Source organism: Propionicimonas sp. T2.31MG-18, from assembly GCF_964266745.1.
In the GTDB taxonomy this organism is placed as follows: Bacteria; Actinomycetota; Actinomycetes; order Propionibacteriales; family Propionibacteriaceae; genus Propionicimonas.
The window spans coordinates 200,523-215,421 of sequence record NZ_CAXWGX010000027.1 but is presented as its reverse complement, the minus strand read 5'-3'; the positions used below and the strand labels follow the sequence as shown (position 1 = coordinate 215,421).

The following is a 14,899-nucleotide window of genomic DNA, read 5'->3' as shown; positions in this document are numbered from 1 at the left end:
GGCCAGCCTTACCGTCGAGGGCTCGCCCCCTGGTGCTGGCCCACGGCATCAACGCTGGCCCTCAACACGGACGGCTGGCTCTCGACCTGCGTGCGGTGGCGACCCGCTCGCTAGGGGCCGGCGGTCGCGCCGGCGTCCGGCTCGCCAGGGGCCGGGCCACGGTCACCGGCGTCGACGGCGTGCTGGTAGCCCTGGAGGAACGCCTTCGCCCGCTCGACGTGGGGATAGCCCGCCAGCAGCCGGTGGAACTCCCGGGAGTGGTCCGGGACGAACAGGTGCACCAACTCGTGCAGGATGACGTAGTCCGACACCCACGCCGGCATCGTGCGGAGACGCGCGGACAGCCGGATGGCGCCACTGTCGGGCGAGCACGAGCCCCAGCGCCGCTGCTGGTTGGTCACCCACCGCACGCTGAACGCCGGCAGCGGACGTCCGGTGCGTGCCGCGAGGTGCTCCTCGTACAGCGCCCTCGCGCGGGCCGCCAGTTCGTCCTCCCCCGCCGGCAGGACGCGGCCGGCCTCCCGTCGCAGGAACCGGTCGACCAGCGGCGGCAGCAGCGTGCGCTCCTGGGCGGCAGAGAGCCGTGCCGGAACCACTGCCACCAGCCGGCCCTGCTCGCGGAACACGGTGAGGGTGCGCCGGCGACGCGCGCTGCGCCGCACCTCGACCTCCGGTTCTGCCATGCCGCACACGGTACGACACGCCGCAGACGGTCTCAGTTGACCCGCGCGCGGGCGGGCACTAACTTCAGGTGCGAGGCCTCCAGTGGCCGGTCCGCTCGCAGGGGAAGGCAAGCGGAATCCCGGCCCTGGAGGCCCTCGCACGCCGGGCCCGGTTGCTGCCGAAAGGCCGTACGCCGGGCATAGACTGACCGGCAGCCCGCTGCCGAGCCCCACCCGGGGGCGAAGCCGAATCATCAGGAGGAAAGACGTGGCCAAGGACACCTACAGCGGTTCGTTCTACTGCGTGAAGTGCAAGGACCACCGGGACGCGACCGGCGATGTCGTGGTCAACGAGAAGGGCACCCGGATCGCCAAGGCGAAGTGCCCCGTGTGCGGCACCAACCTCACCCGGTTCCTGCCGAAGGGCTGAACCCGTAACGTGCTGAACGCCGGCCTTCTGGCCGGCGTTCTGCTTTTCCGGCGGGTGTTGTCGATCCGGGCCCGGTGTTGCCGATGCCCCCCGCACCCTTGCCGGACGGCGTCGGGGGCGTGAGCCTTCGGGGGTGGCAACCGCTCACGGCACCCGGCTCCAGCTGGCCCGTCCCGCGCTCGCACTGTGGCGGGCGCCCGGCGTCCTGCAGGTCGGCCTCGACTCCCCCGCCGTCGTCCTCGAGCGGGTGCCCGACGGCATCGACGAGGCGATCCGCCTGCTGGCCCGTCCCCACTCGGCCGACGAGCTCCGCAGCCTGCTGCCCGCCCTGGAGGCGCACTGGTGGCCGTGGCTGCTGGAGCGTCTTTCCGCGTCCGGACTGCTCGTCCCTGCAACGCCCCCGCCGCCGCCGTCCCTGGTCGTCGTCGGCGCCGGACGCCTCGCAGACGCCGTCGCCACCGCCCTCGCGTCCGCGGGGCCGGGGACGTCCCGGGTCGACCCGGTCGGCTTCGCCGGGCTGCCGGCGGCGGCCGCGGCCCGGGAGGTGGTGGTGCTCGCCGGACCGACCGCAGAGCCCGACCGGGCGATGACCGATTCGCTGTTCCGGGAGGGACGCACGCACCTGGTCGTCCGCCTCGAACCCGACCGTGCCGTCGTCGGGCCCTTCGTGCAGCCGGGCGCGTCCCCCTGCGTCCGCTGCCAGGACCTCGCCCGGGTGCGGCTGGACCCGGCCTGGCCGGCACTGCTGGCGCAACTGTGCCGGGAGCCGGTCGCCGCGGAGCCGTCCCTGCTGGCCTGGGCGGCCGCGACCGCGGCGGTGCAGGTGCGTGCCTGGCTGGCCGGCGGCACGCCGGAGACCCACGGCGCGTCCCTCGAGCTGGAGCTGGGCGACTTCCGCCTGCACGGACGCCCGTGGCGCGCGCACCCGGGCTGCGGCTGCCTCCAGCCGCCGGGTTGAGGAGGGTGGGCACACTGGGCACGTGACCACAGAACCCCAGGCCTCGGCCGACGACCGTGGCCGTGTGCTCCCGGAGTCGACCTTCGGACGCGGAGCCCGCCTGCTGAGCCTCCCCCTCGGTGCCGCGGCGCGCGCCGGGGTCGGCGTGGGCCGGCGCCTCCTCGGCGCACCGGCCGACGAGGTGGACGCCGACCTGCGCGACGCGGCGGCCGAGCAGCTGTTCCAGGTTCTCGGCGAGCTCAAGGGCGGTGCGATGAAGTTCGGGCAGGCGCTCAGCCTGTTCGAGGCGATGCTGCCAGAGGACGTGGCCGGCCCGTTCCGCGAACGCCTGCGCAAGCTGCAGGACGCGGCCCCGCCGATGCCGTCCTCGCGGGCCCAGGCCGTGCTCCGCGCAGAACTCGGCCCCGACTGGCGTCGCGAGTTCGCCGAGGTCGACCTGCGACCCGCCGCGGCGGCATCCATCGGGCAGGTACACCGCGCACGGCTCGCCGACGGACGCCCGGTCGCGATCAAGGTGCAGTACCCCGGCGCGGACGCCGCCCTGGCCAGCGACCTGCGCCAGATCCAGCGGCTCGCCGCCGCCGTGTCCCCGCTCACCGGCGGGCTGGACGTGGTCGCGCTCACCCGCGAGCTCGCCGCCCGCGTGGGCGAGGAGGTGGACTACACCCGGGAGGGGGCGTCCCAGCAGCAGGTCGCCCTCGCCCTCGACGGCCACCCGCGCTTCGTCGTGCCGAAGGTGCACCGGGCCACGCGCCGGGTGCTCGTCAGCGACTGGGTCGACGGGGTGAAGCTGACCGAGCTGATCGGCCGGGACCCCGCCCAGCGCAACCGCAGCGCACTGGACTACGTGACCTTCCTGTTCGCCGGCCCGTCGCTGGCCGGCATCCTGCACGGCGACCCGCACCCCGGCAACTTCCTCGTGATGCCGGACGGTCGCCTGGCCGTCGTCGACTTCGGGCTGGTCTCGCGGCTGCCGAACGGGCTGCCGGCAGCGATGGGCCGGCTCATCCGGCACGCCGTGGAGGGCCGCGCGGACGACATGCTGGCCGGGCTGGCCGACGAGGGGTTCGTGGGCGACGGCATCAGCCCGCAGGACGCGCTGGACTACCTTGCCCCGTTCGTGGAGCCGGCCAGCGTCGAGGAGTTCGCGTTCAACAGGGAATGGGCCCGCGGGCAGTTCGCGCGGGTGCACGGCAACATGCGGGCCGACGGCGTGGCCGCGCGCCTGAACATCCCGCCGGAGTACGGGCTGATCTACCGGGTCTGGATGGGCGGCATCGCCGTGCTGTCCCAGCTCGACGTGCGTGCGAACTTCGCGCAGGTCCTGCGCGACTGGCTGCCAGGGTTCGCCGGCAACGACTGAGCCGGCGGGCGCCCGTCCGGCTCAGGACGGCCGGGTCGCCACCAGCGTGAAGCTCGCCGGCAGCCGCTCGGGACGGACGGCCAGGCGGTACTCCCCTGTCGCCGGGTCCAGGGCCATCAGGCCGGCGAACGCGTCCCACGGGATGCTGTCGTGCTCGACCAGCGCTGTGAGGACCAGGCCCGCGTCGAGGACGGCGGTGACGATCTCGCCGAGGCCGTGGTTCCACTCGACCGACTCCGGCGAGCCGACCGTGCCGTCCCCGCCGTAGGTCTGCTCCTCGCGCCACACCAGTGCCTGCTCCTGCTCGAAGTAGGGCAACTCGAGGGCGAGGGTGGTCTCGCCGGCACCGCTGATCCAGGGCTGCTGCGCCCGGTCGTCGGGGTCGGTGGCGATGGCCTGCGGCACGAGGGCGTTGAGCACGGGGTGGCCGTCGCGGATGAACAGTCGCCCGCCGGGACGCAGCAGCGCCGCCGCCGTCCGGGCCCAGCGCGCGATGCTCGGGAGCCAGCAGATCGCCCCGATGCCGGTGTAGACGAGGTCGAAGGTGCGGCCCCCGAGCGCCTCGGGCGCGGAGTAGACGTCCGCCTCGACGTAGTCGATGTCGGCCCCGGCCCGCGCGGCCAGCGCGCGCGCCCCGGCCAGCGACACCGGGGACAGGTCGACTCCGGTCATCCGCGCCCCGAGCCGGTGGAGGCTGAGGGTGTCGGTGCCGAGGTGGCACTGCAGGTGCACCCCGTCCAGGCCGTGCAGGTCACCCAGGCGGCCGGCGTCGAAGCGCACCACGTCGGAGAGCCGGTCGGGATCGTCGGCCAGCGCGTCCAGTCCGTAGCCCGTGACGTGGATCTCGGCCCGGCTGTCCCAGTTGGCCCGGTTGATGCTCAGGTAGTCCACTCCGCGACCCTAGCGCCCGCGCGTGCGGTGCGTGCCGTGGTGGTGGCCGTCAGTCCGCCCCGTCCCCGCCGGCGAGCAGGGCGAGGACCGCCTCGCCGTACTGCTCGGCCTTCGTGCGGCCCACCCCCGGAATCGCCAGGAGGGCGGGGGCGTCTGCGGGACGGTCCTCGGCGATCGCCATCAGGGTGGCGTCGGTGAAGATGACGTAGGCGGGCACGGATCGCTCCTTCGCCACGCCCAGCCGCCACGCGACCAGGCGGGCCCAGGTGTCCTCGTCGTAGGCGGCCGGGCAGTCCGCGTGGCGCCGCAGCTTGCGCTCGGCGCCACTGTGCAGGGGTTTGCCGCAGGCCCGGCAGGTGGCGCTCAGCGCCGACGTGGGCTTCTCCCGACGGGCCGCGCGTACCGGCGTCCGCTCAGTGCGGGGGGTGATCCCCTCGAGGAAGCGGGACGGGAACCGGTTGCCCCCGCCGCTACGCCGGGCCCGCGACCAGCAGATGAGCAGTCGGCTCCGGGCGCGGGTGATGCCGACGTAGAACAGCCGGGCCTCCTCCGCCACCTGCTCGGGGCCGGCTGCCAGCGACAGCGGCAGGGTCCCCTCCTGCACGCCCACCAGCGCGACGGCGGTCCACTCCAGCCCCTTGGCCGCGTGCAGGGTGGACAGCGTCACCCCGTCCGCACTCAGCGGGTGCTCGGCCTGTGCCCGGGCGGTGAGCTCCGCGACGAACGCGGCCAGGTCCGCCGTGCCCTCCCCCGCCTCCGCCTGCGCGGAGGCGACGTCCTCCGCGAGGGCGAGGACGGCGGCCAGTGACTCCCAGCGCTCCCGCACCCGGCCCTGCCCCGACGGCGGCTGCGGTGTCCAGCCCAGGCGCGCGAGGACGTCGCGGCAGGCGTCCACGCAGGGCAGCCCGGGATCGCGGCGGGCCCGCTCGGTCAGCGTCCCCATCACCTGGCGCACCTCTGGGCGGTCGTAGAAGCCCTCGCCGCCGCGCACCATGAACGGCACCCCGGCCTGGGCGAGCGCCGACTCGAACAGCGGCGACTGCGCATGGACGCGGTAGAGCACCGCCTGCTCACGCCAGGGCACCCCGGCCTCGTGCTGCTCGACCAGCCACCGCGTGACCGCCGCGGCCTCGTCGTACTCGTTGGCGCACGGCAGGACCCGGGGCTCCGGGCCCGGGGGGCACTGCGACTCCAGGGTGACCGTGCCCAGGCGGGTGTTGCGGGCCACCCGGTTGGCCAGTCCGACGACCTGCGGGCTGGACCGGTAGTCGCGGACGAGCCGCACCACCCGGGCCTGCGGGAAGCGGTCGGCGAAGCCGGTCAGGTAGGCGGGGGTGGCGCCGGCGAAGGAGTGGATCGTCTGGGCGGGATCGCCCACGACGCAGTGGTCGCCGCCCTCGCCCCACCACAGGTCCAGCAGGGTCTGCTGCACCGGGTTGACGTCCTGGTACTCGTCGACGACGAGGTGGCGGTAGGTGGCCCGGACCTCCTCGGCGATGTCGGCGTGCTCGGTGAGCATCGCCACCCCGCAGAGCAGGATGTCGTCGAAGTCGATCACCTCCCGGGCGGCCTTCACCTGTTCGTAGCGGCCCAGCACGCGGCCGACCTGGGCGGCATCGAGGCCGGCGACCTCGCGTCCGGAGGCCTCGGCGAGCTCGGCGTAGTCGGCGGGGAGGACGTTGCTCACCTTCGCCCACGACACCTCGGTGAGCAGGTCACGCAGCGCACCGGCGTCCGGGCTGAGCCGCAGCGCCCTCGCCGCCTCCGCGACCATCGGCAGCCGGTCGTCGGTCACCGCGGGCAGCTGCGAGCCGTACGCCCGCGGCCAGAAGTACTGCGCCTGGCGCAGGGCCGCGGAGTGGAAGGTGCGGGCCTGCACGGTCGGGACGCCGAGCCCGCGCAGCCGCGACCGCAGCTCCCCCGCTGCCCGCGTGGTGAACGTCACCGCGAGCACCGCTGCGGCCCGGTAGGCGCCGATGGCCGTGCCGTAGGCGATCCTGTGGGTGAGCGCCCTGGTCTTTCCCGTGCCAGCGCCGGCGATCACCACCACCGGCGCGCCGAAGCTCGTCGCCACCTGCTGCTGCTCCGGGTCGAGGCCGGCGAGCAGGGCGGCGGGTTCGGCGATCACGGGACCCCACTGTAGGCAGTGGATCGGACACCGACTGTCGGTGGCCGCCCTTAGGGTGGGACCACCATGCAGGTCCACCACTGCCGCACCGCGGAACACCTCGTCGAACGACTGGTGACGCTGTGGTCCGGGCCGCGGCAGGACCCCTTCGCGTTCGATCTCGCCGTGGTGCCCGGCCCGGGGTTCCAGCGGTGGCTGTCGCAGCAGCTCGCCACGGCCGGCGACGGGCCGGGCATCTGCGCGGGCGTGGAGTTCACCTCGTTCGACGCCCTGGAGCGACGGCTCGGCGGGCAGGACGACCCGTGGCGGCCCGGGCGCCTGGCCTGGCTGGTCCAGCAGGTCGCGCCGGCCTCGACCGGCCCGGAGCTGGAGGTGCTGCGGACACACCTCGCCGCATCAAGGGAGAGCTGGTCCGCCAGCCGCCGGATCGCCGTCCAGCTCGCCGGGTACGCGCGGCACCGGCCGGCCATGCTGGCCGCGTGGGCCGACGGTGCCGACACCGGCCCCGACGGCGAGCCGCTGGTCGAGAGCGCCTGGCAGCCCGCGTTGTACCGGCTGCTCCTTGCCGAACTCGGCGACAGCCCGCTCGACCGGCGCGACGCCGTGGCGGCCCGGCTCCGCGACGCGCCGGTGGAGGGCCTTCCGGCACGGGTCGCCGTCCCCGCGCCCGAGCGGCTGTCCGGGGGACGCCAGGCTCTGCTGGAGGCGCTCGGGACCCACCACCGCGTCGACCTGCTGCTGCTGGCCCCGTCCCTGCGCCGCCCCGAACCGGCGTCCGGAACACTGCGGCGCGCGGAGTTCGCGCGTCCGGCCGGGCACCCGCTGAACGAGGCCCTCGCCGCCGAGTCCGACGAGGCGGCGCTCCTCCTGGCGGTCCCCGCCGCCGGCGCGCCGGCCCGGGACGCCGCCCCGTCCAGGGCGCCCGCCACCCTGCTCGGCGCTCTGCAGGCCGACCTGGCGGCCGACCGTCCGCCCGCCGGCACCATGGTGCTCGATCGCGACGACGACTCGGTGCAGGTGCACCTCTCGCACGGACGCGACCGGCAGGTCGAGGTCCTCCGGGAGGTCCTCACCGGGCTCCTCGCCGCCGATCCCACCCTCGAACCGCGCGACATCGTGGTGCTCACCCCCGACGTCGACGCCTACGCTCCCCTGCTGGCCGCCGGCTTCGGGCCATCCGGAGGAGGCCACCCGGGCCAGCGCTTCCGGGTGCAGGTGGCCGACCGGTCGGTCGCCCAGGTGAACCCGATGGTAAGCCTCCTGCTCGACGTCCTCCGCCTGCCCGACAGCCGCGTCGAGGCGTCCACCCTTCTCGAGTTGTGCGCACACCCCGCGGTCGCCCGCCGCTTCGGCTTCTCCGCGGACTCCCGCGAGCGTCTCGCCGAACTGGTCACCGACGCGGGCGTCCGCTGGGGGCTCTCTCCCGCCCACCGCGGCGCCTACGGCCTGGCCGGGTTCCGGCAGAACACCTGGTTCGCCGGCCTCCAGCGGATGCTGCTCGGCGTGGCGCTCGGCGAGACCGACCTCGTCAGCGCCGGCACCGTCCTGCCGCTCGACGACGTCGGCTCCTCCGACGTCGACCTCGTCGGCGGCCTCACCGAGCTCGTCGGCAGGCTGTCCCGGCTGATGGCGGAGTTCGAGCGTCCGGGAACCCTCACCGAGTGGGTCGAGCGCTGCCGTGGAGCCTTGTCGCTCCTGGCAGAGACCACGCACGGCGAGGAGTGGCAGCTGGGCGACGTGTGGGCCGCGTTGTCCCGGCTGGGTGAGAGGGCGGGCGGGTCGAACGCGGCGCTGCCCCGGCACGCTGCGCTACGGGCGATCGAGTCCGAGTTCGCGGACACCGCCGCGCGCGGCGCCTTCGGCAACGGCTCCCTCGTGGTGTGCGGCCTGCGGTCGCTCCGGCACGTGCCGCACCGTGTCGTCGTCCTGCTGGGCTGGGATGCGGAGCGCTACCCCCGTCCGGCGCGGACCCACGGAGACGACCTGCTGGGCCTGGAGCCGCTGGTCGGTGACCCGTCGGCCGCCCTGGCCGACCGCCAGGCACTGCTGGACGCGATCCACGCCGCGAGGCAGACCCTCGTCGTGGTCGCCCGCGGACGCAGTGAGGCCAGCAACGAGGACGTCCCGCCGGCTGCCCCCCTCGCGGCGCTCCTCGAGGCGCTCGACGCCACCGCGGCCACCGCGGACGGGCGCCCGGCGGGGGCTGCGGTCACCGTCCAGCACCCGCTGCAGCCGTTCGACCCCCGCTACTTCGACCCGGCCTGCCGTGGGCTGTCGAGCGTGGACCGGCTCGCCTTCCGGGCCGCCACCGCGGCCCTCGCCGAGCCAGAGCAGCCCCGCGGGCGCTTCCACCTGGAGACGCTGCCCCCACCCGACCTGACCGCGGGCGTGACCCTCGCCGACCTGGTCACCTTTTTCGGCCACCCGGCGCGGGCCCTGCTCAGGCAGCGCGCCGGAATCAGCCTCGGCGACAGCCCCGAGGCGGGCGACGCCATCCCGATCGAGCCCGACCACCTGGCCCGCTGGCACGTCGGAAACCGGGTGCTCCAGCGGCTCCGGGAGGGCAGGGACGCGACGGCGGTCGCGACCGCAGAACTGCTGCGGGGGGACGTCCCGCCGTTCCGGCTCGGCTACGACCTGCTCGACCAGGTGGTGGCCGAGGCCCGTCGTTCGGTGCGGGAGGTGCCCTCCGAGCTGCCGGCGCCCACCCTGCACGACCTCGCGCTGACGGTGGACGTCCCCGGCCACGGCGCCGTTCCGCTGGTCGGCCGGGTGTCCACCCACGGACGGGAGCTGCTCCAGGCCGAGTTCTCCAGCCTCCAGGCCCGGCACCGGCTCACCAGCTGGCTGCGCCTGCTCGCCCTCGCCGCGGCCGAGGACGGGCCGTGGCGGGCCCGGGTGATCGGAAAGGGCCGCCGGGCGGTGTACGAGGCGCCTCCTCGCGAGGCCGCGTCCGCGCTGCTGGGACGCTACCTGGCGATCTACGCCCTGGGCCTCAGCCGGCCGCTGCCCGCCCTGCCGCGCCTGGGGGCCGAGTGGGTCTCCTACCGGCTCAGCCACCGGGACCCGCACGACCGCCTGGTCAGCCGCAAGAACTTCCAGCGGTGCTGGGACTACGACTCCGACGCCTCCTGGGAGTCGTTCTTCGAGTTCCCCGGCGTGCTCGACCTGCCCCTCGACGGCCTCGACCTGCCGGGGGCGCACGGCGAGACCACGCTGGTCGGCGCCCTCGCCGCAAGCATCTGGACGCCGATCCTGGACAGCGAGGTGGCGCCGTGACCACCTGGGACCCGGCCGGCCCGCTGCCCACCGGCACCGCTGTGCTCGAGGCCAGCGCCGGCACCGGCAAGACCTACGCGATCGCTGCGCTCGCCGCCCGCTACCTCGCCGAGGGCGTCGTGTCGGCCGACCGGCTGGCGGTGATCAGCTTCAGCCGGATGGCCTCCGCCGAGCTGCGCTCCCGCGTGCGCGACCGGCTGCGCCGCAGCCTCGACGTCCTGACCGGCGCGCTGGCCGGCTCCCTCGACGCACCCCCCGATCCCACCGACGCGCTGCTGCTGGCCGCGCCGCGGGAGGAGGTCCAGTCGCGGATCATGCGCCTGCGCCGGGCGATCGCAGGGCTCGACGCGGCGAGCATCATGACCATCCACCAGTTCTGCCAGGCGATGGTCGACGAGCTGGGGGTGCTCGCCACCGCCGACCCGCAGGCGACCCTCACCGAGGACCTCTCCCTGCTGCTCGACCAGGTTGTCGACGACCTCTACCTCGCGCGCTACGCCCGATCCGAGCAGGGCCCGCCGTTCGGGCTGGAGACCGCCCGCGCGCTCGCGCGGTCCGCGGTGGAGCTGCCGGTGGCGCCGCTGCGTCCCGAGGCTGCGGACGGACGGGCCGCCGAGCGTGTCGCCTTCGCCGCCGAGGCACGCGCGGAGCTCGACCGTCGCAAGCGGCGCCTGGGCCTGTACTCCTTCGACGACCAGCTCCTCCGGCTGCGCGACTCGCTGCGCGGCGTCTCGGGGCAGGCCGCCGCCGAGCGGCTGCGGCGGCGCTGCCAGGTGGTGCTCGTGGACGAGTTCCAGGACACCGACCCGGTGCAGTGGGACGTGCTGCGCGACACGTTCGGCGGCCACGTGCCCCTGGTCCTCATCGGTGACCCGAAGCAGTCGATCTACGCGTTCCGTGGCGCGGACGTCGTCGCCTACACCGAGGCGGTCGCGGCGGCAACGACGTACTCGCTCACCGAGAACCACCGCGCCGACGCCCCCGTCGTGGCGGCCGTCGGCGCGCTGTTCGCCGACGCCCTGCTCGGCGACGGGATCGCCGTGCCGCCGGTCACCGCCAGCCACCACGCAGCGCGGCTCCGGGCGCCGTCCGGCTCGCCGTGGGTCGCCCCGGCGCGACTGCGCTGCGTGGCCACGGACCAGCCCCTGTTCGCCGGGGACGCTCGCGGCCGTGTCGTGGCCGACCTCACCGCCGAGCTGATCGACCTGCTCACCAGCGGCGTCGAGGTCGAGTCGGCGGAGGGCTGGCGTCCCCTTCGCGAGAACGACGTCGCGATCCTGGTGAGCCGCAACGCGTTCGGCCGCCAGGTGGCCGAAGCCCTCACCGGCGCCGGAATCGCTGTCGCCTTCTCCGGGGCCGACTCGATCTTCGCCACCGACGCCGCGCGCGACTGGCTCACCCTGCTGCGGGCCCTGGACCAGCCGCGCCGCGCCGCGGTCCGTGCGGCCATCCTCACCGACTTCGTCGGTGGCGACCTCACCGGCCTGGCCACCGCGGACGACGAGCAGCTGACCGCCTGGGCCGGCACCCTCCAGGGCTGGGCCCGGGTGCTGGCCGGCCAGGGCGTCGCCGCGCTCTTCGCCGCCGTCCAGGCCGAGGCAGGGCCGGACGGGCGCGGGCTGGCCGAGCGGGTCCTCCGCCGTCCCCGCGGGGAACGGGACCTCACCGACTACCGCCATCTCGCCGAGATCCTGCACGAGCAGCACAGCGACGGCCTCCGCGGGACCGCGCTGGTGGCCTGGCTCGCGGAGGCTGTGGAGCGGTCGGCCAGCACCTCCGATCGCGTCCGCCGGCTGGAGACCGACCGGCACGCCGTCCAGGTGATGACCGTGCACAAGGCCAAGGGGCTCCAGTTCCCGGTGGTCCTGCTGCCCGAGGCAGCCGACCTGTGGGTGCCCGATGAGGACAACGACGCGAGCCTCGCCTACCACGAGGGCACCCGCCGCGTGCTCGACGTGGGCGGCCGCGACGCCCCCGGGCGTGACGAACGCCGCCGCGCCTACGACACCGAGGAGGCGGAGGACCGGCTGCGCAGCCTGTACGTGGCGCTCACCCGGGCGCAGTCGCAGGTCACGGTGTGGTGGACGCGCACCCGGGCGAACACCGCGGCCTCGCCGCTGCACCGGTTGCTGTTCCGGCGGCGCGGGGTGGTGGCCGCGCCCGAGCCCGCCTACCCGGTGGACGAGCCTCCCGGCGACGGCCATCCGCGTGACCTGCCGTGGCTGGCCGCGGCCGGCTTCCGCGTCGAGGACGCCCCGCTCCGCGTCCCGGGACGGCTGCCCGCCGCCGGCGACCGGGGCCTGACGCTGCGGCCCGGACGGTTCGACCGCGGCATCGATGCGCTGTGGCGGCGGACCTCCTACTCCGGGCTCACCGAGGCCGTGCACGCCCGCCCGCCGGTGGCCCTGGCCGCGGAGCCGGTGCTCGACGACGAGCCGGACGCCGCGACGCCGGTCGCGGACGTCACCGCCGGTCCCCCGTCCCCGATGGCTGCCCTCCCCGGGGGCACAGCGTTCGGGAGCCTGGTGCACCACGTGCTGGAGAACCTGGACTGGTTCGCCCCGGCCCCGGCGGACGAGCCTGCGCTGGCGGGGCGCCTGAGGGAGGCGACCACCGCCGCGGCGGAACGCTTCGGCGTGCCCGGGGTGACCCCGGAGGCCCTGGCCGAGGCCATGCTGCCCAGCCTGCTGACTCCCCTCGGTCCGCTCACCGGAGGCCTGCCGCTCGCCGGTGTCCCGGTGCGTGACCGGCTGAGCGAGCTGTCCTTCGAGTTCCCGCTGGGCACGGCCGCCTCGACCACGACCCTGGGCGAGGTCGCCGATCTCCTCGACCGTTGGCTCCCCGCCACCGATCCGCTGGCCGGCTACCCCGAGGAACTGCGCCACCCCGCCCTGGGCGGGCAGGTGCTGCGGGGGTTCCTCACCGGCAGCATCGACTCGGTCCTGCGAGTGCGCGGGGCGGACGGCCCCCGGTTCGTGGTGGTCGACTACAAGACCAACCGGCTCGGTCCCGCCGAACTCACGCTGGACCACTACGCGCAGCCGGCGATGGTCGCCGAGATGGTCCGCACCCACTACCCGCTGCAGGCGATCCTCTACTGCGTTGCGCTGCACCGCTTCCTCGGCCAGCGCCTGGTCGGCTACGACCCCGCGCGCCACCTGGGCGGGGCGGGCTACCTGTTCGTGCGTGGCATGGGTGGACGCCACGCGGTCCCGTCCGCGGACGGCATGCCCGGCGTGTTCGCCTGGTTCCCGCCCGCCGGGCTGGTGGCCGAATTGTCCGACCTGCTCGCCGACCGGGGGCCGCGATGACCGACCTCGCCACCAGCCTGGTTCCCGGCCTGCTCCGGGACGTCCACGCCACCGGCGCGCTCTCGTGGGCCGACGTGCACGTCGCCCAGAAGGTCTCCTTCCTCTACGGCGAGGACGACCAGCGTGCGCAGCTCGCGCTCGCCCTCGCCGTGCGGGCGCTCAGGGCCGGCTCGACGTGCGTCGAGGTGTCGCGGATCGGCGAGGACCGGTTCGACCTCGACGAGGAACTCGTGGGGGTCCCGTCCGAGCTGTGGCCCGACCCGGCCGACCTGAGGGCGGTGCTCGAGCAGAGCCCGCTCGTCACGGTCGGCGCGCCGGGCGGGGGCGACCGGCCGCTCCGGCTGGTCGGCGATCTGCTCTACCTGGAGCGCTACTGGCAAGAAGAGACGGTGGTGGCGGACCAGCTCAACGCCCGCCGCGAACGACTCCCCGGGCAGGTGGACGACGCAGCGCTGCACGCGGCCCGCGCGGAGCTGCTCACCGGCGCCGACCTCGACCAGGCGGTCGCGGCGGTGATGCCCGCGCTGGCCGCGGTGACGGTCGTGGCCGGTGGCCCCGGGACAGGCAAGACCCACACCCTTGCCCGCCTGCTCGGCGTGCTCGTCCGGACGATGCCGGCGCCCCCGCTGGTGGCACTCGCTGCCCCCACGGGGAAGGCGGCCGTCCGCATGCAGGAGGCGCTCGCCGACGCGCTCGCCGGCCTGCCCGACGACCTGGCCGCCCGGCTCCGGCCGCTGCGGGCGAGCACGATCCACCGGCTGCTCGGCTGGGTGCCCGAATCCCGCAACCGGTTCCAGCACAACGTGGCGAATCCCCTGCCGCACGACGTCGTGGTGGTGGACGAGGCGTCGATGGTGAACGTGACGCTGATGGCACGGCTGCTGGAGGCGCTGCGTCCCCAGGCGCGGCTGGTGCTGGTCGGCGACCCCGACCAGCTCGCCCCGGTGGAAGCGGGCGCCGTGCTGGCCGACATCGTTGCGGCGCCGGTCACGACCTCCGAGGTGCTCGACCGTGCGCTCGCCGGCCTCGACCTCCCGGCCTCCGGCCCCATCGTGCGGCTGCGCCACAACTACCGCTCGGTGCCCGGGATCGCCCGGCTCGCCGCCGCCGTCCTCGCCGGGGACGCCGAGGAGACCCTCGCGCTGGCCACCGCAGGGGTGGACGGTGTCCGCTTCGCGCCCCAGGCAGGCCACACCGACCTCGCCGAACGCGTGGTGCGCACGGGCACGATCATGCTCCGCGCTGCCCGCGCGGGCGACGAGCGTGCCGCCCTCGCCGCCCTCGACGAGCACCGGCTCCTCTGTGCGCACCGCCGCGGGCCGTACGGCGTCGCGCTGTGGTCGCGGCAGGTCGAGGAGTGGCTGGCCGCGGCGCTGGAGGACTTCGACCCGACGGCGGCGTGGTACCCCGGCCGTCCCGTCCTGGTCACCCAGAACGCGCCCGACCTCGGCGTCTACAACGGCGACACCGGAGTGGTCGTCGACGTGCGCGGCCAGCTCCAGGCCTGCTTCGCCCGTGGGGACGCCGTCCACCGGGTGTCCCCGTTCCTGCTGGACGGCGTCCAGACGATCCACGCGATGACCGTCCACAAGGCCCAGGGCAGCCAGTTCGACCGGGTGACCGTCGTGCTGCCCACCCCGGACTCGCCCCTGCTGACCCAGGAGCTGCTCTACACCGCGATCACCAGGGCGAAGACGCAGGTCACCCTGATCGGCTCCCCGGAGTCGCTGGCCCAGGCGGCACGGACGCGGGCGCGGCGGGCGTCCGGGCTCCGCGACAGGTTGTCGCCGGCCTGACCACCGCGTACCGGCGGACCGACGTTGTGGCGGCGCGGCGTCCGGAGCGGCGTCGTATTGTTCGATCAGGACCGTCGAGTG

The 14,899-nt window shown here is 75.1% G+C and carries 9 protein-coding genes; 6 read left to right on the top strand and 3 right to left on the bottom strand.

Features of this window, described 5'->3' with window-relative positions:
• Positions 1-110 precede the first annotated feature (110 nt).
• Positions 111-683, bottom strand: coding sequence for a M48 family metallopeptidase (locus ACFQQJ_RS13955; RefSeq protein WP_377107314.1), 573 nt, complete (start codon positions 681-683; stop codon positions 111-113).
• A gap of 247 nt (positions 684-930) precedes the next feature.
• Here ACFQQJ_RS13955 and ACFQQJ_RS13950 point away from each other — a divergent pair, with 247 nt between their 5' ends.
• The 3 genes from ACFQQJ_RS13950 (at position 931) to ACFQQJ_RS13940 (ending at position 3,413) form a co-directional block, all read left to right on the top strand.
• A complete protein-coding gene (locus ACFQQJ_RS13950) occupies positions 931-1,092 on the top strand; it encodes a DUF5679 domain-containing protein (RefSeq protein ID WP_377107313.1) in 162 nt (53 codons plus the stop codon).
• A gap of 133 nt (positions 1,093-1,225) precedes the next feature.
• Positions 1,226-2,050, top strand: a complete 825-nt coding sequence (locus tag ACFQQJ_RS13945) for a TOMM precursor leader peptide-binding protein (protein WP_377107311.1) — start codon at positions 1,226-1,228, stop codon at positions 2,048-2,050.
• A 22-nt stretch (positions 2,051-2,072) separates the two neighbouring features.
• A complete protein-coding gene (locus ACFQQJ_RS13940) occupies positions 2,073-3,413 on the top strand; it encodes an ABC1 kinase family protein (RefSeq protein WP_377107310.1) in 1,341 nt (446 codons plus the stop codon).
• 21 nt (positions 3,414-3,434) lie between these two features.
• Here the strand turns inward: ACFQQJ_RS13940 and ACFQQJ_RS13935 are convergent, their stop codons facing one another.
• Complete coding sequence (locus tag ACFQQJ_RS13935) at positions 3,435-4,304, bottom strand: class I SAM-dependent methyltransferase (RefSeq protein ID WP_377107309.1); 870 nt, start codon at positions 4,302-4,304, stop codon at positions 3,435-3,437.
• A 49-nt stretch (positions 4,305-4,353) separates the two neighbouring features.
• Complete coding sequence (locus tag ACFQQJ_RS13930; RefSeq protein WP_377107308.1) at positions 4,354-6,432, bottom strand: ATP-dependent DNA helicase UvrD2; 2,079 nt, start codon at positions 6,430-6,432, stop codon at positions 4,354-4,356.
• Between the two features lie 66 nt (positions 6,433-6,498).
• Here ACFQQJ_RS13930 and ACFQQJ_RS13925 point away from each other — a divergent pair, with 66 nt between their 5' ends.
• Genes ACFQQJ_RS13925 through recD form a run of 3 tightly spaced genes read left to right on the top strand, consistent with a single transcriptional unit; the run spans position 6,499 to position 14,818 of the window.
• Positions 6,499-9,711 (top strand): exodeoxyribonuclease V subunit gamma, encoded by a 3,213-nt coding sequence (locus ACFQQJ_RS13925; protein WP_377107307.1) that lies wholly within the window; start codon positions 6,499-6,501, stop codon positions 9,709-9,711.
• The gene (locus ACFQQJ_RS13920) at positions 9,708-13,022 is read left to right on the top strand and encodes a UvrD-helicase domain-containing protein (RefSeq protein WP_377107306.1); all 3,315 of its coding nucleotides are present in this window, start codon (positions 9,708-9,710) and stop codon (positions 13,020-13,022) included. The genes ACFQQJ_RS13925 and ACFQQJ_RS13920 overlap by 4 nt, the downstream gene beginning before the upstream one ends.
• Positions 13,019-14,818 (top strand): exodeoxyribonuclease V subunit alpha, encoded by a 1,800-nt coding sequence (gene recD / locus ACFQQJ_RS13915; protein ID WP_377107305.1) that lies wholly within the window; start codon positions 13,019-13,021, stop codon positions 14,816-14,818. Before ACFQQJ_RS13920 ends, recD begins: the two co-directional genes overlap by 4 nt.
• Positions 14,819-14,899 lie beyond the last annotated feature (81 nt).

Excerpts from the sequence above, each read along its gene's own strand:
- ACFQQJ_RS13955 (WP_377107314.1), bottom strand. The coding sequence starts at position 683 with ATGGCAGAACCGGAGGTCGAGGTGCGGCGCAGCGCGCGTCGCCGGCGC.
- ACFQQJ_RS13925 (WP_377107307.1), top strand. The coding sequence starts at position 6,499 with ATGCAGGTCCACCACTGCCGCACCGCGGAACACCTCGTCGAACGACTG.
- recD (WP_377107305.1), top strand. The coding sequence starts at position 13,019 with ATGACCGACCTCGCCACCAGCCTGGTTCCCGGCCTGCTCCGGGACGTC.